The organism is Pseudonocardia wallangbongensis, assembly GCF_054486945.1.
Window position 1 is genome coordinate 436,453 of record NZ_JBRERS010000006.1, and the last position, 17,841, is coordinate 454,293.

Below are 17,841 nucleotides of genomic sequence, written 5' to 3' on the forward strand. Positions count from 1 at the left end.
CAGCACGTCCGGGCCGCGCTGGGCGGCCCGGACCGCGCTTCTCGAACACATTCGTCAGACCGCCGGCCGCACCGCCACGGGCGCGCGGATGCCGGCGAACAGGTCGTCCTCCGGGGCCGGCGAGTCGACGAGGCTGCGGACGAGCTCGTAGTCCTCGGTGGGCCATATCTCGCGCTGGATCTCCAACGGGACGAAGAACCACCGGCTGCCCGGGTCGATCTGGGTCTCGTGGGCGAGCAGCGCGCGGTCACGGGCCTCGAACCACTCGCCGCACTCCACCCGGGTGGTGACGCGCTCGCTGGGGTCGCGCCGGTCGGCCGGCCAGTTCTTGAGCCACTCCTCGTAGGGCGACTCCAGCCCGCGGGCCAGCAGGGCCTCGTGGAACAGCTCCATCCGCCGCTTCGAGAAGCCGTGCGAGTAGTACATCTTGAGCGGCTGCCACGGGGCGCCCGAGTCCGGGAAGCGGTCGGGGTCACCGGCCGCCTCGAACGCCGCCACCGAGATCTCGTGGCAGCGGATGTGATCGGGGTGCGGGTAGCCGCCGTTCTCGTCGTAGGTGACCAGCACGTGCGGCCGGAACTCGCGGACGACGCGCACCAGGCGCTCGGTGGCGACGTCGAGGGGCTGCGTGGCGAAACACCCGTCGGGCAGCGGCGGCTTGGGGTCGCCCTCGGGCAGGCCCGAGTCGACGAAACCGAGCCACCGGTGCTGGACGCCGAGGATCTCGGCGGCCCGCGCCATCTCGGCGCGCCGGATGTCGGTCATGTTCTCGAGCACTTCGGGGCGGTTCATCGCCGGGTTGAGGATGCTGCCGGCCTCACCCCCGGTGCACGTGACGACCATGACCTCGTGGCCCTCCGCCACGTAGCGGGCCGTGGTGGCCGCGCCCTTGCTGGACTCGTCGTCGGGGTGCGCGTGCACCGTCATGAGCCGCAGCGGGCCGGCACTGCTCGGATGGATCGGGGACATGGGAACGGCCGCGTTCCTTCCAACTCGGGCCCGGGGAAGGGCCGATGTCACGAATGATCGGGAGTGCCGATGATCCCAGACACGCCCGACAGGTTCTGCAACGCGACCGGGGGTCCACAGCTTCCCTGCCGGGGGCTCACGCTCCGTGTTCGACCCGTTTCACCAGCGGGGAGGGCCTGCCCGCCTGTCGCAAGGCTCGCATCCGGCCCCCGGAGACCGCTACGATGAGCGGTCGCCCGGACGCCGAACGGCGCAACGCAATGCCCGCACGGTTGCACGTTCAGCCGCGTGACCAGCGGCGACGGCGTCGCCGGGAACTTCGACGGGCACCGAACCGTTCATCGAAAGGCTGCGACGAGCGGCAGGCACCGTGTTACCGTGGACATCACACGGCCCGCAGGCGGGTCGTGTTTTTCCTTACTCGGGGCTTTGCCGCCCTCGAACCGGGCCGCCCTCAGGGGCGGTCGTGGCCGCGGGCGAAGTGGTCCGTGAGTCACATGGACCCTGGACAGGCTGGAGGAGTGATGACCGTGACGGACACCCAGGCGACCTGGCTGACCCAGGATGCCTACGACCGGCTCAAGCAGGAACTCGATGAGCTGATCGCCAACCGCCCGGTCATCGCTGCCGAGATCAACGCCCGCCGCGAGGAGGGCGACCTCAAGGAGAACGGCGGCTACCACGCCGCGCGCGAGGAGCAGGGTCAGCAGGAGGCACGGATCCGGCAGCTGCAGGAGCTGCTGCGCACCGCGAAGGTCGGCGAGACGCCCACCGACTCCGACACGGCCGCACCCGGCATGGTGCTGAAGATCCGCTACGACGGCGACGACGACACCGAGACCGTGCTGCTCGGCTCCCGCGAGGAGGGCAGCCGGGCCGACCTGGAGGTCGTGTCACCGAACAGCCCGCTCGGCGCGGCCCTGATGGGCGCCCACCCGGGCGACACGCGCGCCTACCAGCTTCCCGACGGCGGCAGCATGGAGGTCACGCTGGTCTCCGCGGAGCCGTTCCGCGCCTGACCACCACTCACCGCGGCCCGCGGGCGGAGCGCCACTCCGCACGCGGGCCGACGGCGTTCCAGGGGTGGTCGATCAGGCCACGGAGTACCCGGCGGCGTTCAGGGCCTCCACCACCTCGCGGCAGTGCTCCGGCCCGCGCGTCTCCATCGAGATCGCTATCTCCACATCGCCCAGCGGGGTGCCGGAGACCCGCGAGTGCGACACGTCGAGCACGTTGGCCCCGAGCGATCCCACCAGCGCGAGGAGCTCGGCGAGCGCGCCAGGCCGGTCACCCACCCGCATCCGCAGCGACAGGTAACGCGCCGCGGCCGCCATCCCGTGCTCGATCACGTGCAGGAGCACCAGCGGGTCGACGTTGCCGCCGGAGAGCACGGCCACGGCGGGCGTGGCGAACCGCTGCGGGTCCTCCAGGAGCGCCGCCACCGCTGCCGCTCCCGCCGGCTCCACCAGGAGCTTCGCGCGTTCGAGGCAGTGCAGCAGCGCGCGGGAGAGCGCGTCCTCCCCCACCGTCACGATCCCGTCGACGAGCGCGGCGACCTGCGGGAACGTCACGTCACCCGGCCGGCCGACCGCGATGCCGTCGGCCACGGTTCGCATGCGCTCGAGCGAGCGCGGGCCGCCGGCGGCGAGCGACGGCGGCCAGGCCGCCGCGCCCTCGGCCTGCACCCCCACGACCGTGACGTCGGGCCGCTGCCCCTTGACGGCCGCGGCGATCCCGCCGAGCAGCCCGCCGCCACCGGTGCAGACGAGCACCGTCCGGACGTCCGGCACCTGCTCCAGCACCTCGAGCCCCACCGTGCCCTGGCCGGCGATCACGTCCGGGTGGTCGAACGGGTGCACGAACACCGCCCCGGTGCGCTCGGCGAACTCGACGGCGGCCGCGATGCTGCCGTCGATCGTCTCGCCGACCAGGTGCACCTCCGCGCCGTAGCCGCGCGTGGCGCCCACCTTCGGGATCGCGGCGCGCTCGGGCATGAAGACGGTGGCCCTGATGCCCAGCATCTGCGCGGCGAGCGCCACGCCCTGGGCGTGGTTGCCCGCACTCGCGGCCACCACCCCGCGGGACCGCTCCGCCGGGTCCAGCCGGGAGATCCGCGTGTACGCACCGCGGATCTTGAACGATCCGGTGCGCTGGAGGTTCTCGCACTTCAGCCACACGGGCCCGCCGCACAGCTCGGACAGCGCCCGGGAGCCGGCCACCGGGGTGGGCGACACCACGCCGGTGAGCAGCTCACGCGCCGCCCGGACGTCCGCTACTCCAACCGGAGGAACAGGAGTGTCGACGGCGCCCATGCGGGCATCCTCGCATCGGCTCCGCGACCTCCGTCGCGGCACCGCGTCGGCCATCCCGGTAACCTCGGGGACACGGAGCGGTGAGCCGTACGGGCCATCGCCCCCGGGGAGGTCGGGATGACACGGCTGCGGGCCATCGCTCCGCTGCTCGTGGCCGCGGTGCTCACCGCGATCGCGGTGGTCACGGTCAAGAGCGCGGGATGCGAGGACCCCGGACGCTACGAGCTGGTGAGCGGCGGCTACGAGCTGGTCGGTGGCTGCATCGCGCCTGGCGACATCGTGGTGCCCGAGCCGGCCCCGGTGGCTCCGCTGCCCGCCGCAGGCCCCGCCCCTGCGAAGGGCTGAACCCCGGAGCGAACGGCATGAAGTGCCGCTCGACCCCGGGAGGACCCTCAGGACGCGGCGGTGAGGGCCTGCCTCAGGTCCTCGGCCAGGTCCTCGACGTCCTCGATACCCACGGAGAGCCGCACCAGGTCGTCCGGCACCTCGAGGGCCGAGCCGGCCACCGACGCATGGGTCATGGCGCCGGGGTGCTCGATGAGCGACTCGACGCCGCCGAGCGACTCGGCGAGCGTGAAGATCTTGGTGGCCCCGCACACGCGCAGGGCCGCCTCGCGGCCGCCCGCGACGGAGAACGACACCATCCCCCCGAAGCGGCGCATCTGCTTGGCCGCCACCTCGTGGCCGGGGTGCTCGGCGAGGCCCGGGTAGAAGACGCGGGTGACGGCCGGGTGGGCGACCAGCAGGTCGGCGATCCGCTCCGCGTTGTCGCTGTGGCGCTCCATCCGGACCGCGAGCGTCTTCACGCCCCGCAGGGTCAGCCACGCGTCGAACGGCCCCGGCACCGACCCGACCGAGTTCTGCGTGAACCGCAGCGCCTCGGCGAGCTCGTCGTCGCTGGTGACGAGGGCCCCGCCGACCACGTCGGAGTGCCCGCCGACGTACTTGGTGGTGGAGTGCAGCACCACGTCGGCACCGAGGGTGAGCGGCTGCTGCAGGTACGGCGAGGCGAAGGTGTTGTCGACGACGAGCCGTGCGCCCGCGGTGCGCGCCACGTCGGCGACCGCGGCGATGTCGGCGATCCCGAGCAGCGGGTTGGTCGGCGTCTCGCACCACACGGCGCGCGTGGTGGGCCGTACGGCGGCGCGGAGCGCGGCGACGTCACCGAGGTCCGCCGGCGTGTACTCCACACCCCAGGACGCCAGCACCTTGTCGACCAACCGGAACGTGCCGCCGTAGGCGTCGTGCGGGATGACGACGTGGTCGCCGGGCTTGAGCAGCACGCGCAGCAGCACGTCGGAGGCACCCATGCCGGAACCGAACGCGACGGCGTGCCGGCCACCCTCCAGCGCCGCGAGGCACTCCTGCAGCGCGGTGCGGGTGGGGTTGGCGCTGCGGGAGTACTCGTAGCCGGACCGCAGGCCACCCACGCCGTCCTGGGCGAACGTGGACGAGGGGTGGATCGGCGGGATGACGGCCCCCGTGGTGGGGTCCGGATCCTGGCCGGCGTGGATCGCGTTGGTGGAGAAGCCGCGCATGGCGCAACGTTACGCGCGCTAGTCTGACCGGGCGCCGCCGGGCGCACCCTGTCCGCGGGGAAGGGACCATCCCACCGGCCGGATTCGCAGGTGCCTGGCCGGACCTCGGCCCGCCGGCGCGGACACGGGCCCGGAACGAGGTTCGCCGATGCCCACCCTTCCCGCGCGCCCGTCGCTCCCGCACCTGCGCAAGCAGGCCAAGGCACTGCACCGCGAGCGCGGCGTCCCCCTGCACCGGGCGCAGCACGAGCTCGCCCGTTCCTACGGCTTCGCCAGCTGGCCGCGGCTCGTCCGGCACGTCGATGCGGCGGGCCTGGAGGGGATCGAGCGGGCCCTGGCGTTGGCCGACCCCGCGGCGCTCGCACCGCTGGTCACGTCCTCCACCGCGACGGCGCCCGTCGGTGGGCTCCCCCCGCTGCTGGCGCTGCTGCGGCGATCGACCGGTGCGCCCGCCGACGTCCGCCGGTGCGCGGAGGTGCTGCTCGCCGCCGGGGCGGACGCGAACAGCCGCAGCGCCGAGGACGGTGGCGAGTGGCACCGGTCGGCGCTGTTCGAGGCGGTGGAGCGGCACGATCTCGCGCTGGCCCGCCAGCTCGTCGACGCCGGCGCCATCGGCGACGAGGACGCCTTCTACCACGCGTGCGAGCAGTCCGACGTCGCGTTCCTCGACCTGCTCCACCGGCCGGGCTTCGAGCGCCTCGTGCTCCACAAGCTGGACTTCGAGGACGCCGCCGGCCTCGCGTGGTTCCTCGACCGCGGCGTCGACGTGAACGCCCTCGGCTGCCTGCACTGGGCGATCGGCCGCGGCCGCGGCGTCCCCGTCCTGCGGATGCTGCTCGACACCGGCGCCGATGCGAACCTCCCGCACCCGCGCACCGCTCAGCGCCCGCTCGCCGTGGCCGCCCGCTGCGGGCACCTCGCCGCCTACGACCTGCTGCGGGCGGTGGGCGCCACCGCCGAGCTGGACGCGGTCGACGCCGCCGTGCTGGCTGTGGCACGCGGCGAGTCGAGCCGGCTCCCGGTTGCGACGCCGCCGATGCCCGGCATCCCCGGCGACGGCTCCGGCTGGCTGCTGGGCCAGTTCGCGCTCCTCGGCCGCGTGGACGTCGTCGGCGGGCTGCTGGACGCCGGGATGGACGTGGACACCCGCGGGTGGAGCGGCTTCACCCCGCTCGAGCAGGCCGCGATGCACGGGCGCGCGGAGGTGGTGCGGCTGCTGGTCGAGCGCGGCGCCGACCCGGCCGATCGCGCGTTCGACGAGGAGGGCCCCACACCGCTGGACTGCGCGATCTGGGGCGAGCAGAACAACCGCGCGGCGGACGGCGACTACGCCGGCACGATCGCGCTGCTGGTGGCGGCGGACGCTCCGACGAGCCACGACCTTCCCTGATCAGCCACCCAGGAACGCCAGCACGTCCGAGCGGGTGACGACCCCGGCCGGCTTGCCGTCCACCAGCACCAGGGCGGCGTCGGCGTCGGCGAACGCGGTCATCGCGGTGTCCAGCGCCTCGCCGGCGCCGATCGTCGGCAGCGGCACCGACATGTGGTTCTCCAGCCGGTCCGACAGCTGCGCCCGGCCGGTGAAGAGCGCATCGAGCAGGTGGCGCTCCACGACCGCGCCGACCACCTCGGCCGCCATCACCGGCGGCTCGGCCCGCACCACGGGCATCTGCGAGACGTGGAACTCCCGCAGGTATTGCACGGCGTCGGCGACCGTCTCGTTCGGGTGGGCGTGCACCAGGTCGGGGATGGTGCCGTCCTTGCGGCGCAGCACGTCGCCGACGGTGGCGCCCTCGGTCGGCGGCAGGAAGCCGTAGCTCGCCATCCACTTGTCGTTGAAGACCTTGCCCAGGTAGCCGCGACCACCGTCCGGCAGCAGGACGACGACCACCGCGTCGGCGGGGAGTTCGCGGGCCACCTGCAGCGCCGCCACCGTGGCCATGCCGCAGGATCCGCCGACCAGCAGCGCCTCCTCGTGCGCGAGCCGCCGGGTCATGTCGAACGAGTCGGCGTCGGAGACGGCGACGATCCGGTCGCAGATCCCCTTGTCGTAGGTGGTGGGCCAGAAGTCCTCGCCGACCCCTTCGACCAGGTACGGCCGGCCGGTGCCGCCGCTGTACACCGATCCCTCGGGGTCGGCGCCGATCACCTGTACGCGGCCGTCGGACACCTCTTTGAGGTAGCGCCCGGTGCCGCTGATGGTGCCGCCGGTGCCGATCCCGGCGACGAAGTGGGTGATGCGACCGTCGGTCTGCTTCCACAGCTCCGGGCCGGTGCCCAGGTAGTGCGACTCCGGGTTGTGCTCGTTGGCGTACTGGTTGGGCTTCCACGCCCCGTCGATCTCGCCGACGAGCCGGTCGGAGACCTTGTAGTAGGAGTCCGGGTGGTCCGGGTCGACCGCCGTCGGGCACACCACGACGTCCGCGCCGTAGGCGCGCAGCACGTTGCGCTTGTCCTCGCTCACCTTGTCCGGGCAGACGAACACGCACTTGTAGCCCTTGCGCTGCGCGATCATCGCGAGCCCGACCCCGGTGTTGCCCGACGTCGGCTCCACGATCGTGCCGCCCGTGCGCAGCTCGCCGGACGCCTCGGCCGCCTCGACCATCCGCAGCGCGATGCGGTCCTTGACGCTGCCGCCCGGGTTGAAGTACTCGACCTTGGCCAGCACGGGTGCGGCGATGCCTTCGGCCACCGCGCCGAGCCGGACGAGAGGGGTGTTCCCGACCAGGTCGGCGACGTGCTCGACGTAGTGCATGGGGCCAATCGTCGCACCCGTGCCGGAGCGCCGAGCGGGCCACCGGCGGCCGATGACGCGGCGTAATGCGATCGATCCCGACCGGATGCCGCGCCCGACCGCCGAACGGCAGCGCAAAAGGCCGCGTACGGACTACTGTTCGCCGTCGAAGCGTAACCCGGTCGAGGGCACGTCGACCGAACGAGTAAGCACGTGGGGACCAGCGCGGCTCACCCGTCGCGCATCCCGATCGGACCGTTCCACCAGCTGCGGGAGGGGCACCGGTGTCAGCCACCGGGGACGAGGTGATCGGTGTCGAGGAAGCCGACCGGGCCGACCTTGCCCGGTCGGCCCGTCGTGATGCCGAGCTCAACCGCCTCGCCGGGCTGGCCTCGGGCGGCGACCGGCAGGCGCTCGAGTCCCTGCTCGCCCGGATCCGCCCGATGGTGGTGCAGTACTGCCGCGCCCGGATCGGCCTCGGGACGCTCGGCACCCAGTCCGCGGAGGACATCGCCCAGGACACCCTGTTCGCCGTGGTCGGGGCCCTCCAACGGTGGCGGCCCGAGAAACGGGTGATGTCGTTCGTCTACGGGATCGCGAGCAACAAGGTGGTGGATGCCTACCGCGCGGCGGGCCGGGACCGGTCGGTGCCCACCGAGGTCGTCCCGGACGCACCGGACGTCGAGCACGGACCCGAGCAGGCGGCTCTCCACGGCGGCATGGTCGCCGAGCTGCGCGACCTGCTCGACCAGCTCCCCGAGCAGCACCGCGAGATCCTGGTGCTGCGGGTGGCGCTGGGGATGACGGCCATCGAGACCGCGGCGGCGGTCGGCTCGACCTCCGGTGCCGTCCGGGTCACCCAGCACCGGGCGCTGGCGAAGCTGCGGGAACTGGCAGAACGCCGCACGGCCTAACCTCCCACGCCCGTCCGGCCGCCGTGATCGGTGAAATCGTGACCTGAACCGCGTGGGTGCGGCTCAGGTCACGATCCGGCCGATCATGCGCGGGTGGTGTTCCACGGAGCCGGCCGCCCGTGGTCACGGCGCCTCGAACTCCATGACCGGCCGCACCTCGATCCGGCTGCCGTGCTGCGCGCCCGGGCAGCGGGCCGCCCAGTCGAGCGCGGCGTCGAGGTCCGGGACGTCGAGCAGGTAGTAGCCGCCCAGGATCTCGCGGGTCTCGGCGAAGGGGCCGTCCGTCACTACCCGCTCGCCGTCGGCGCGCACCTCGACGGTGGTGGCCGTCTCGACGCCCTGCAGCGCGTCGCTTCCGATCCGGACGCCCGCGTCGGCCACGGCCTTCTCGTAGGCCCAGTACTCGTCCATCACCTGCTGGACGGCCTCGGCCGTCCGCGGCGCCACGTCCTGCGAACCGTAGATCAGCAGCATGTACTTCACTTGTCGGCTCCTCGTCTCTCGGCCGGTGGCCGGACGGCCACCAGCATGACGACGAACGGGGACACCAGGAATCGACAGCACACGTGAACCCGGCCGGCGGGCCGAGGCGGCGGCCGCTCGTGCCCGTCCCACGATGTGAGACGCCGTGCGACTTCGCACACCCAACACCGACTTCGCACAAGGCCCGCCCCATGCGAAGCCCATGCGAGATGTGCGAAGTACCCGCGGAGGCCACCGCGGAGCCGGGCGGCACCAGCGCAGGCGACCTCCGCAGCGATCAAGGGCGGCCGGACCTACTTCCGCTCGACGCGGCGCAGGCCCCTGCCGGGCGTCCAGGTCTCGATCACCAGCATCGTCGCCTCGGCGTTCAGCCCGGTGACGACGACCTCGGCGATGTCGGCGCGGAAGAGCTCCCCCTCGGCGTCGCCCTCCACCGGCCCGGCCGGAACGGCGCGGCCGGCGATCTTCGCGTCGCCCGCCCAGCCCGCCGGATCGTCCTCCGGTGGGTCGACCGACGGGCTGTGCAGTGCGAACCGCGGGTCCCGGTGCAGGTCGGCCCCCTTGCGCGCGCCGGTCATCGAGCCGAAGGTCAGCTCGCCGCCGGCGAAGTCCGCCTCGATGCCCGAGATGCGGGGCCCGCCGTCCGCGCGCGATGTGGCGATCGTCTTGTGCCTGTGCGCGTCGAAGATCTTCCGCACCCGGTCGGCGAACTCCGGCGCGGCCTCCTCGACGTCCTTCCATGCGGTCATGCGCACGAGGGTCCCGCAGAACGTTGCCAGCAGCTGTCGTAGTTCATCCGGCCCGAATGGGGTTACCGCCGCGTAGGCTCCGGCCTAAGCCACCCCCGTGCGAGGAGGAACCATGCCCGAAGCCGTGATCGTCGCGGCGGCCCGCTCCCCGATCGGCCGCGCACACAAGGGATCGCTCGCCACGATCCGCCCCGACGACCTCACCGTGCAGATGGTGGGCGCCGCGCTCGCCCAGGTCCCGCAACTCGACCCGGCCGACATCGATGACCTCATGCTCGGCTGCGGCCTGCCCGGCGGCGAGCAGGGCTTCAACATGGCTCGTGCGGTCGCGGTCCTCCTCGGCCACGACACCCTGCCCGGCACCACGATCACCCGCTACTGCTCCTCCTCGCTGCAGACCACGCGCATGGCCCTGCACGCCATCCGCGCCGGTGAGGGCGACGTGTTCGTCTCGGCGGGCGTCGAGACGGTCTCCCGCTTCGCCAAGGGCAGCTCCGACTCGTGGCCGGACACCCACAACCCCGTCTTCGCCGACGCGGAGGACCGCACCCGCCACATCGCCGAGAACGGCGCCGACTCGTGGAACGACCCCCGCGAGGACGAGCACCTGCCCGACGTCTACATCGCGATGGGCCAGACCGCGGAGAACCTCGCCCGGCTCAAGGGCGTCACCCGTGAAGACATGGACCACTTCGGCGTCCGGTCGCAGAACCTCGCCGAGAAGTCGATCGCGAACGGCTTCTTCGCCCGCGAGATCAGCCCGGTCACCCTGCCCGACGGCACCGTGGTCGAGAAGGACGACGGGCCGCGTCCCGGCGTCACCTACGAAGCCGTCGCCCAGCTCAAGCCGGTGTTCCGGCCGGACGGCCGCGTCACTGCCGGAAACTGCTGCCCGCTCAACGACGGCGCCGCCGCCCTCGTGGTCATGTCCGACACCAAGGCCGCCGAGCTCGGCATCACTCCGCTCGCCCGAGTGGTCTCCACCGGGGTCACCGGGCTCTCCCCCGAGATCATGGGCCTCGGTCCGGTCGAGGCGTCGAAACAGGCTCTCTCCCGCGCCGGCATGACGGTCGACGACGTCGACCTCGTCGAGATCAACGAGGCGTTCGCGGCACAGGTCCTGCCCTCGGCCCGAGACCTCGGCATCGACGAGGAGAAGCTGAACGTGAACGGCGGCGCCATCGCGCTCGGCCACCCGTTCGGCATGACCGGCGCCCGCATCACCACCACCCTGATCAACGGCCTGCGCACCCACGACAAGACGATCGGCCTGGAGACGATGTGCGTCGGCGGCGGCCAGGGCATGGCGATGGTCATCGAACGGCTGAGCTGACGCGGGCGGCCCTTGCCGGGCGGGTACGCCGGGAGGATGGTGAGGGCGCCGGCGGCGCCGCCGGGGCGCTGCCCCGACCCCAAGGGGGTGGGTCGTGTACGCACGCTCCACCACGATCCGCGCGCACCCGGAGTCGCTCGAGCCGGGCATCGCGCTCATCCGTGACGAGATCATGCCCACGGTGTTGGGCATGGAGGGCTGCGTCGGCATGTCCATGCTCGTCGACCGCCGGACGGGCCACAGCATCGTCACCACGGCCTGGCAGTCGAAGGAGGCGATGGACGCCACGACCGACGGCGTGCGGCCGATGCGCGAACGCGCGTCCGAGATGCTCGGCGGCCGTCCGCAGGTCGACGAGTGGGAGATCGCCGTCATGCACCGCGACCACAACTCGGCCCCCGGCGCCTGCGTCCGGGCCACCTGGGTGCGGATGGCGCCCGAGCAGGTGGACCGCGGCATCGACGTCTACCGCATGGGGGTGCTGCCGGCCACGCAGGAGTTCGAGGGCTTCTGCAGCGCCAGCCTGATGGTGGACCGCGGCGAGGGGTACGCCGTGTCCTCGGTGACCTTCGACAGCCGCGAGGCGATGGACCGCAGCCACGCGGAGGGCGAGGACCTCCGCGAGCGCGCCGCCCGGGACGCCGGGGTCGAGATCGTGGAGGTCGGTGAGTTCGAGCTCGCGCTGGCCCACCTGCGCGTGCCCGAGATGGCCTGAGACGCGAAACGGCGCCCGTCCCCGGCTCGGGGACGGGCGCCGCTCGCGTCGGGCGTGGATCAGTCCTGGCGCAGGTAGCTCAGGAGCCGCAGGATCTCGATGTACAGCCAGACCAGCGTGGTCATCAGGCCGAACGCGATGTACCAGGCGAACTTCGCCGGGGCACCGTCGCGGACGGCGCGGTCGGCCATGTCGAAGTCGAGCAGCAGGCTGAACGCGGCCACACCGATGCAGACGATGCTGAACAGGTAGGCGAGCGGCGAGCCGTCGCGCAGGCCGAGGCCGCCGGTGGTGAAGAAGCTCGCGACCAGGTTCACCACCATGAGGATCATGACGCCGAACATCGCGCCCATCAGCCACTTGGTGAACTTCGGCGTGACCCGCACGGCGCCGGTCTTGTAGACGACCAGCATCCCGACGAACACACCGGCGGTGCCCACCACCGCCTGGAAGCCGATGCCCTCGAACTGGGTGCCCGACATCTCGAGCGCGCCGGTGATGCCGCCGAGGGCGACACCCATCGCCGCCGAGTACGTGAGCACGAGGCCCGGGTTGCTGCTCTGCTTGAAGATGACGATCAGCGACACGACGAGCCCGACGATGAACGCCGGAAGCACGAGCCAGAACATCCCGCTGAGCGCGGTGAGCAGGCCCGCCGCGAGCGCGACACCGCCGGTGATCGCCGTCTTCGTGACGACGTCGTCCATCGTGAGCGGGCGCTCACCGACCCCGGCCCTCCCGTAGCCGACCTGCGCGGCCTGGGCGTCGGCGTAGGCGGTGGCGCCGCCCATCGCGCCGCCCTGGCGGTCGAACGTGGCGTACCCACCCTGCCCGGCAGGCAGGTTGCGGAACGCCGGGTTGCTGCTGGTGCGCACCTGGGTCCTCCTCGGAAGCGGGTCATGCGTCCGTGCAGTTCAACGAGGGAACACCCCGTGGCGTTCCCCGTTCAGTAAAGTTGACTTTACTGCGATTCGGTCACGGTGGGTCCAGGGTGATCCCGGCGTTCTCCAGGGCCGCCTCGGTGAGGAGCCGGGCGAACGGGCGATCCCGGGCGTCGGCCGTGGCGAGCGGGGCATCGACGGAGACGAGCCGGCAACATTCCAGCAGCGTGTCGTCGTATGCGGCCTGCACCGCCAGGCGCCGGACCTGGGTGCGGTAGCACCCGCCGCACACCTCGCGGCGCAGCCTGCGCAGGTTCGCCACGACGGACTCGAGCGGGGGCCCGGCTGGATCGTCGCGGCGCCTGCGACGCCCGAACCAGGCCGTGAGCGCAGCGGGGACCAGCCGCAGCGCCACCCAGAACAGGACGGTCGGCGCGGCCGCGACGAGGAGGTAGAGCAGCAGCCCGAGCAGGACCGGACGGTCGCCCGCCATCGTCGGATGGTAGCCGCCCCGGGCGCCGTCGGGCAGCCGTTTCCGCCGGTCCTACGGGGGAACAAGGCCGTTCAGCACGTGCATCGTCCGGCCGCGGCGCATACGGTCGGGCCCAGGCGTATCTGCTGGAGGTGGCCTTCGATGTGGGCGTTCCTGTCCGCGCGGCTGCGATGGTGGCTGATCCTCGCGATCGGCGCCCCGCTGCTCGGCTGGTTGCTCGGCCGGGTCGGTGACCTGATCGAGTCCCGGCGCGGCCCCAATGCGATCAGCAGGGTCCTGCAGATCGGCCGCGGCTGGCTGCGGCAGCGCTCTCGTGGGCCGATGGCCCGGCGCCGGCCCGGCGATCCCTCGAGCGTCCGCGACGCCGGCGCACCGGCCCGCTGACATGTCGGAGCAACCGGTCCACACCTACCGGGCCCTGTGTTCCTGGTCCGGCTCCACCGCAGGCGGCTACCCGGCCTACGACCGGGGGCACCGCGGGAGCGCCCCACCGGCCGAACCGGAGCTCGCGCTCTCGTCCGACCCGGCGTTCCTCGGCGACCCGGCCCGGCTCAACCCCGAGCAGCTCGTGGTCCTCGCCGCCGCGTCCTGCCAGCTGCTGTCGTTCCTCGCGGTCGCCGCCCGGGCCCGGCTCGACGTCCGCGACTACCGCGACGACGCCACCGCGCTGATGCCGGAGGCCCAGCGCCCCATCCGCATCTCGGAGATCGTGCTGCGACCGCGGATCACGCTCGTCGAGGGCCCCACCGAGGAGCGGGTGCGACACCTCGTCGACGTGGCACACCGCGAATGCTTCATCGCCAACAGCCTCGCCACGCCGGTCCGCGTCGAACCGCTGATCGCCTTCGTCGAGGCGGGATGACGCGGGCGGCCGCCGTCGTCGTGCTGCTCGCGGCCGCGACGGTCGGGCTGTGGCTGGTCGCGTTCCCGGCCGACTGGAGCGTCGTGCCCACGGCGGACCCGCAGACCTACGCGTCGCCGCTCACGGCCCGGCACTGGGCCGTGGCGGTGGCCGGGCTCGCCGTGCTGGCCTTCGCGGGTGGGTTCGCCCGCGGCCCGGTGGCGGCCCTGCTCGGCGTCGCCGTGCCGGCCATCGCGCTGTACAGCTGGTTCAGCGCCACGGCCGAGGTCATCGGCGCGAACCTCTGGGTGGTCGGGGCGGCGCTCCTCGCCCCCGCCCTCGCCGCGGGCGTCGCGGTGCTGGCCGTGCTCGGCGGTGCGGCGCGCCGGCACCGCGTCCCGAGCTGACCCCGTCAGCGGGTGGCGGTCGCCCTGCCCGACGCCACCAGCTCGGCCCTGAGGACGCCCCCGAGCTGCGCAGGCCGCGACAGGAACGGCGAGTGCGACGTGGGCATGCGCAGCACGCGGTCAGCCCGCTCGGCCATCATCTCCTGTGCGGCGACGGGGATCGCGGCGTCCCGCTCGCAGACGACGTAGGTGCTGGGGATCGTGCGCCAGGCCGCGCGCGTGAGGGGCTGTTCGAACGCCGCGAGCGCCTGGTGGCCGAGCCTGGCGACGGCGCCGCGGGCGGTGTGCGCGCGCACGTCGCCGTAGAAGATCTCGAACGGACGGAGCGGGTCGACGTAGCCCTCCGCCCGGTGCACGTCCCACCAGCTCGGTGGGCTACCGCCGACGGCGGAGAGCAGCGACTCGCCGACGTCGATCTGGAACGCGCACAGGTAGACGAGCCCGACGACGTTCGACACCCCGGCCAGCGCCTCCGTCACCGGCACGCCGCCGTAGGAGTGGGCGCACACCACGACCGGCCCGTCGACCATGCTGACCGCGGCCCGTACCGCGTCGGCATCGGTGTGCAGGTCGCCGAGCGCGGCGCGGTCGGGGCCGACGGACGGCAGCGCGACCGTGCGGACGTCGAGGTCGGCGAGCTCCTCGGTGATCCGGCGCCACGCCCACGGCCCGTGCCACGCGCCGTGGACGAGGACCAGTGTCGGCGCCGGCGTCATGGCGACCTCCAGGAATGCGCATTACCGGAGGTAGCAGCGTCGCGGCGCCGCCGCGAGCCGGGCAACATCACTTCTGCTGAGCGGAAGGGTGGTTGCCCGGCCTGGCACCCGATCTCTGCTTCAGGGCTTGCGCCCGACCGCGCCGGCGATGGTGTACGAGACCGTGGCCATCGGCTTCACGCGCGGCCCGTCCGGCCACCAGTCGGCGCACAGCACGAGACCCGGCTCGACGAGTTCGAGCCCGGAGAACATGCTCAAGATCTGCTCCCGCGTGCGGAACGAACCGCTGCCCATCGGGCTGTGCAGGAAGACTTCTTCCATCTTGCGGGCGAGGGCGCTGTGCTCCTCGGTCTCCGGGTCGAAGAAGTGGCTCAGCGCCACATACGAACCAGCGGGCAGCGCCTCGATGTACTCCTGCATGATCTCGGCGTATCGATCACCGGTGTAATGGTGGATCGTTCCGCACTGGTACAGCGCAATGGGCTCGGAGAAATCGAGGTGCTTGCGCACGACCTCGTTCTGCAGTACGTCACTCGGCTCGAAGATGTTGGCACCGATGAGATGGGTGCGGTCGTTCTCCTCGAGTAGCGCGCGACCGTGTGCGAGCACCACCGGATCGTTGTCGACGTACACGACCTGGGACTCCGGGTCGATGCGCTGCACGATCTGATGGGTGTTCTCCGCCGTGGGCAGGCCCGAGCCGCAGTCCAGGTACTGGGTGATGCCGGTCTGGCTCGCGATGAAGCGGCTGGCCCGGATGAGGAACTCCCGGTTGTCCCATCCGAGCTGGGTGGCCTCGGGCGCCACCTTCTGAATCCGGCGCAGGACCTCGCGGTCGATCTCGTAGTTGTCCTTGCCGTTCAGGAAGGCGTCGTACACCCGCGCAACGCTCGCCTTCGACACGTCGATGTAGGCGGGAACTACCTCTTCCTCGATACTCGGCACACTCGCCTCACTCGGTAGTTGATCTCGGAGCCCGGGAGTCTACGGCGGCCAGTCGAGTGTAGGGCAAGGACTGAACAGGTTGAACCTAGGACGCGATCCTCCACTTGCCGTTCTCCGCGTGTACGGTCATCGTCCAGCAGAGTGCCGGCCCTGCTCGTTCTGCCATCAGCGGGAAGTGGGGTTGGGCCCCGAACAACGGAGCCGGAAGTCCGCGAGGAGGAGCCGATGGCTGAGGGTGGCCACTCCGAGCCGAGCTCGGCGCTGCCCGCGGACGCCCGTGGTGTCACGGCGCGCCGGATCGTGCTCGGCACCCAGCTGCGCAGGCTGCGTGAGAACGCCGCGATCTCCCGCTCCGACGCCGGATACATGATCAGGGCGTCCGACTCCAAGGTCTCCCGGCTGGAGCTCGGCCGGGTCGCGTTCAAGGAGCGCGACATCGCCGACCTGCTCACCATGTACGGCGTCAGCGACGGCGAGGAGCGCGAGCAGTTCCTCGAGATGGTCCGCAAGGCCAACGAGCCGGGCTGGTGGCGCCGCTTCACCGACGTCATCCCGAGCTGGTTCCAGGAGTTCGTCGGGCTGGAGGAGTCGGCGTCCCGCATCCACACCTACGAGCTGCAGTTCGTGCCCGGCCTGCTGCAGACCGAGGCGTACGTGCGCGCAGTGCTCACCCGGGGCCGCCCCGACTACGCACCGCCGGACACCGAGAAGCGGATCCACCTGCGCATGCAGCGGCAAGCGCTGATCACCGGGCCGAACCCGCCGCGATACTGGGCGGTCGTCGACGAGTCGGTGCTGCGTCGGCCGATCGGTGGGCGGCGGGTGCTGAGGGAGCAGCTCCAGTTCCTGCTCGACCAGTCGAAGCAGCCGCACATCACGATCCAGGTCGTGCCCGCGCAGCTCAGCGGTTACGCCGCGGAGAGCCCGTTCCAGCTCCTGCGGTTCGCCGAGACCGAGCTCCCGGACGTCGTGTACATCGAGCACCTCGGCGGGGCCGTCATGCTCGATGGGGTCGAGGAGATCGAGGTCTTCAGCCGCGCGCTCGACCGCCTCACGGTCGACGCCGAGACTCCGGACCGCTCCCGGCAGATGCTGGCGAAGATCATCGCCGAGCTCTGACCGGGCCCGGACACATCAGTGCCCGGCGCGGAGGCCACGCCGGGCAGCTGTCTCGGATGGGTGACCGCGAGGGTCAGTGGGTCGGGCGCCGGCCGAACTCACCGTGCCATGCGCCCTCGATGAACGCGGACCACTCCTCGGGAGTGAACACGAGCGCGGGACCTGCCGGCTGACGCGAGTGGCGCACGGCCACCTCTCCGCCGTCCAGCATCGCGACCTCGACGCAGGCGTGCTGCCCGCTGAACGTGCTCTTACGCCAGTCGGCACCTTCGATCTGCTGCGCCGGCACCACGATGCGATCGTTCGCCATCTTGATCACCTTCCGGGTTCACTGAGTGGCGGATGCGATCGACGGTAGCAGCCGTCATATGCACATGCATACGGCGCAAGCACCTGCAGTCGTCAGATGCGATGGAGTTCAGCCGATCGGATGCTCCTGAACAGGGTGTTCACGGTTGCTCTGCGTGCTCGTGCGGTCCCGACGGGCGCCGCTCCATCGCTGAAGTCGGGCTCCGAATTGCACGTGCACCGCTCAACTGCACGTGCACCGCTGCATTTGCAGAAGCGGGTTGCATCTGCAGCGCGTGACCGGCACACTGCTCTATGTGTCCGGAGTCTCACGCAGAGGAGTCTTCGACACATCCAGGGCGGCGAGAGGAGCAGCGGTGTTGCGGGGAACAGTGAGGGGGAGC

General features: G+C 72.0%; 21 protein-coding genes. 10 read left to right on the forward strand and 11 right to left on the reverse strand.

Translation table 11 applies throughout. From position 1 onward, the window contains the following. Nucleotides 1–54: 54 nt before the first annotated feature. Nucleotides 55–969, reverse strand: a complete 915-nt coding sequence (gene mca / locus ACU436_RS24235) for a mycothiol conjugate amidase Mca (RefSeq protein WP_459028950.1) — start codon at nt 967–969, stop codon at nt 55–57. Between the two features lie 524 nt (nt 970–1,493). Here mca and greA point away from each other — a divergent pair. After that, nucleotides 1,494–1,988 carry a transcription elongation factor GreA gene (greA, locus tag ACU436_RS24240; RefSeq protein WP_459028952.1) on the forward strand — a complete coding sequence of 165 codons (495 nt, stop codon included), beginning with the start codon at nt 1,494–1,496 and terminating at the stop codon, nt 1,986–1,988. A gap of 72 nt (nt 1,989–2,060) precedes the next feature. On the opposite strand, the gene ilvA is transcribed toward greA, so the two are convergent. Continuing rightward, nucleotides 2,061–3,281 (reverse strand): threonine ammonia-lyase, encoded by a 1,221-nt coding sequence (gene ilvA, locus ACU436_RS24245; protein ID WP_459028954.1) that lies wholly within the window; start codon nt 3,279–3,281, stop codon nt 2,061–2,063. A 117-nt stretch (nt 3,282–3,398) separates the two neighbouring features. On the opposite strand from ilvA, the gene ACU436_RS24250 reads away from it, so the two are divergent. Further along, nucleotides 3,399–3,626: a hypothetical protein gene (locus ACU436_RS24250; protein WP_459028956.1), complete on the forward strand. Its 228-nt coding sequence runs from the start codon at nt 3,399–3,401 to the stop codon at nt 3,624–3,626. 47 nt (nt 3,627–3,673) lie between these two features. Here ACU436_RS24250 and ACU436_RS24255 read toward each other — a convergent pair whose 3' ends face one another. After that, nucleotides 3,674–4,819 (reverse strand): cystathionine gamma-synthase, encoded by a 1,146-nt coding sequence (locus tag ACU436_RS24255; RefSeq protein ID WP_459028958.1) that lies wholly within the window; start codon nt 4,817–4,819, stop codon nt 3,674–3,676. 148 nt (nt 4,820–4,967) lie between these two features. Here ACU436_RS24255 and ACU436_RS24260 point away from each other — a divergent pair, with 148 nt between their 5' ends. Further along, nucleotides 4,968–6,209 carry an ankyrin repeat domain-containing protein gene (locus ACU436_RS24260; RefSeq protein ID WP_459028960.1) on the forward strand — a complete coding sequence of 414 codons (1,242 nt, stop codon included), beginning with the start codon at nt 4,968–4,970 and terminating at the stop codon, nt 6,207–6,209. Here ACU436_RS24260 and ACU436_RS24265 read toward each other — a convergent pair whose 3' ends face one another. Continuing rightward, a complete protein-coding gene (locus tag ACU436_RS24265; protein WP_459028962.1) occupies nt 6,210–7,574 on the reverse strand; it encodes a cystathionine beta-synthase in 1,365 nt (454 codons plus the stop codon). It abuts the gene before it with no gap. Between the two features lie 263 nt (nt 7,575–7,837). On the opposite strand from ACU436_RS24265, the gene shbA reads away from it, so the two are divergent. After that, nucleotides 7,838–8,467 carry an RNA polymerase sigma factor ShbA gene (shbA, locus tag ACU436_RS24270; RefSeq protein ID WP_459028964.1) on the forward strand — a complete coding sequence of 210 codons (630 nt, stop codon included), beginning with the start codon at nt 7,838–7,840 and terminating at the stop codon, nt 8,465–8,467. Between the two features lie 123 nt (nt 8,468–8,590). Here shbA and ACU436_RS24275 read toward each other — a convergent pair whose 3' ends face one another. Both ACU436_RS24275 and ACU436_RS24280 read right to left on the reverse strand, forming a co-directional pair. Continuing rightward, the gene (locus ACU436_RS24275) at nt 8,591–8,950 is read right to left on the reverse strand and encodes a YciI family protein (protein ID WP_459028965.1); all 360 of its coding nucleotides are present in this window, start codon (nt 8,948–8,950) and stop codon (nt 8,591–8,593) included. A 293-nt stretch (nt 8,951–9,243) separates the two neighbouring features. Next, nucleotides 9,244–9,699, reverse strand: a complete 456-nt coding sequence (locus ACU436_RS24280) for a pyridoxamine 5'-phosphate oxidase family protein (protein ID WP_459028967.1) — start codon at nt 9,697–9,699, stop codon at nt 9,244–9,246. A gap of 112 nt (nt 9,700–9,811) precedes the next feature. Between ACU436_RS24280 and ACU436_RS24285 the strand changes: the two genes are divergently transcribed. Then, entirely contained in the window at nt 9,812–11,032 is a 1,221-nt protein-coding gene (locus tag ACU436_RS24285) for an acetyl-CoA C-acetyltransferase (protein WP_459028970.1), read from the forward strand. A 94-nt stretch (nt 11,033–11,126) separates the two neighbouring features. Beyond that, a complete protein-coding gene (locus ACU436_RS24290; protein WP_459028972.1) occupies nt 11,127–11,747 on the forward strand; it encodes an antibiotic biosynthesis monooxygenase in 621 nt (206 codons plus the stop codon). A 59-nt stretch (nt 11,748–11,806) separates the two neighbouring features. Here ACU436_RS24290 and ACU436_RS24295 read toward each other — a convergent pair whose 3' ends face one another. Both ACU436_RS24295 and ACU436_RS24300 read right to left on the reverse strand, forming a co-directional pair. After that, a complete protein-coding gene (locus tag ACU436_RS24295) occupies nt 11,807–12,622 on the reverse strand; it encodes a Bax inhibitor-1/YccA family protein (protein ID WP_459028974.1) in 816 nt (271 codons plus the stop codon). Between the two features lie 100 nt (nt 12,623–12,722). Next, complete coding sequence (locus ACU436_RS24300; protein WP_459028976.1) at nt 12,723–13,121, reverse strand: hypothetical protein; 399 nt, start codon at nt 13,119–13,121, stop codon at nt 12,723–12,725. Nucleotides 13,122–13,262: 141 nt separating this feature from the next. Here ACU436_RS24300 and ACU436_RS24305 point away from each other — a divergent pair, with 141 nt between their 5' ends. The 3 genes from ACU436_RS24305 to ACU436_RS24315 are packed head-to-tail and all read left to right on the forward strand — an operon-like array spanning nt 13,263 to nt 14,369. After that, the gene (locus ACU436_RS24305; protein ID WP_459028978.1) at nt 13,263–13,505 is read left to right on the forward strand and encodes a hypothetical protein; all 243 of its coding nucleotides are present in this window, start codon (nt 13,263–13,265) and stop codon (nt 13,503–13,505) included. 1 nt (nt 13,506) lies between these two features. Continuing rightward, a complete protein-coding gene (locus ACU436_RS24310; protein ID WP_459028980.1) occupies nt 13,507–13,983 on the forward strand; it encodes an OsmC family protein in 477 nt (158 codons plus the stop codon). Next, entirely contained in the window at nt 13,980–14,369 is a 390-nt protein-coding gene (locus ACU436_RS24315) for a hypothetical protein (protein WP_459028982.1), read from the forward strand. Before ACU436_RS24310 ends, ACU436_RS24315 begins: the two co-directional genes overlap by 4 nt. Nucleotides 14,370–14,374: 5 nt before the next feature. Here ACU436_RS24315 and ACU436_RS24320 read toward each other — a convergent pair whose 3' ends face one another. Both ACU436_RS24320 and ACU436_RS24325 read right to left on the reverse strand, forming a co-directional pair. Beyond that, nucleotides 14,375–15,085 carry an alpha/beta hydrolase gene (locus ACU436_RS24320; RefSeq protein WP_459028984.1) on the reverse strand — a complete coding sequence of 237 codons (711 nt, stop codon included), beginning with the start codon at nt 15,083–15,085 and terminating at the stop codon, nt 14,375–14,377. Nucleotides 15,086–15,205: 120 nt separating this feature from the next. Next, nucleotides 15,206–16,030: an SAM-dependent methyltransferase gene (locus tag ACU436_RS24325; RefSeq protein ID WP_459028986.1), complete on the reverse strand. Its 825-nt coding sequence runs from the start codon at nt 16,028–16,030 to the stop codon at nt 15,206–15,208. Nucleotides 16,031–16,255: 225 nt separating this feature from the next. Between ACU436_RS24325 and ACU436_RS24330 the strand changes: the two genes are divergently transcribed. Further along, entirely contained in the window at nt 16,256–17,149 is an 894-nt protein-coding gene (locus ACU436_RS24330; protein WP_459028988.1) for a helix-turn-helix domain-containing protein, read from the forward strand. Between the two features lie 73 nt (nt 17,150–17,222). On the opposite strand, the gene ACU436_RS24335 is transcribed toward ACU436_RS24330, so the two are convergent. Next, complete coding sequence (locus ACU436_RS24335) at nt 17,223–17,459, reverse strand: DUF397 domain-containing protein (protein ID WP_459028990.1); 237 nt, start codon at nt 17,457–17,459, stop codon at nt 17,223–17,225. Nucleotides 17,460–17,841: the final 382 nt, after the last annotated feature.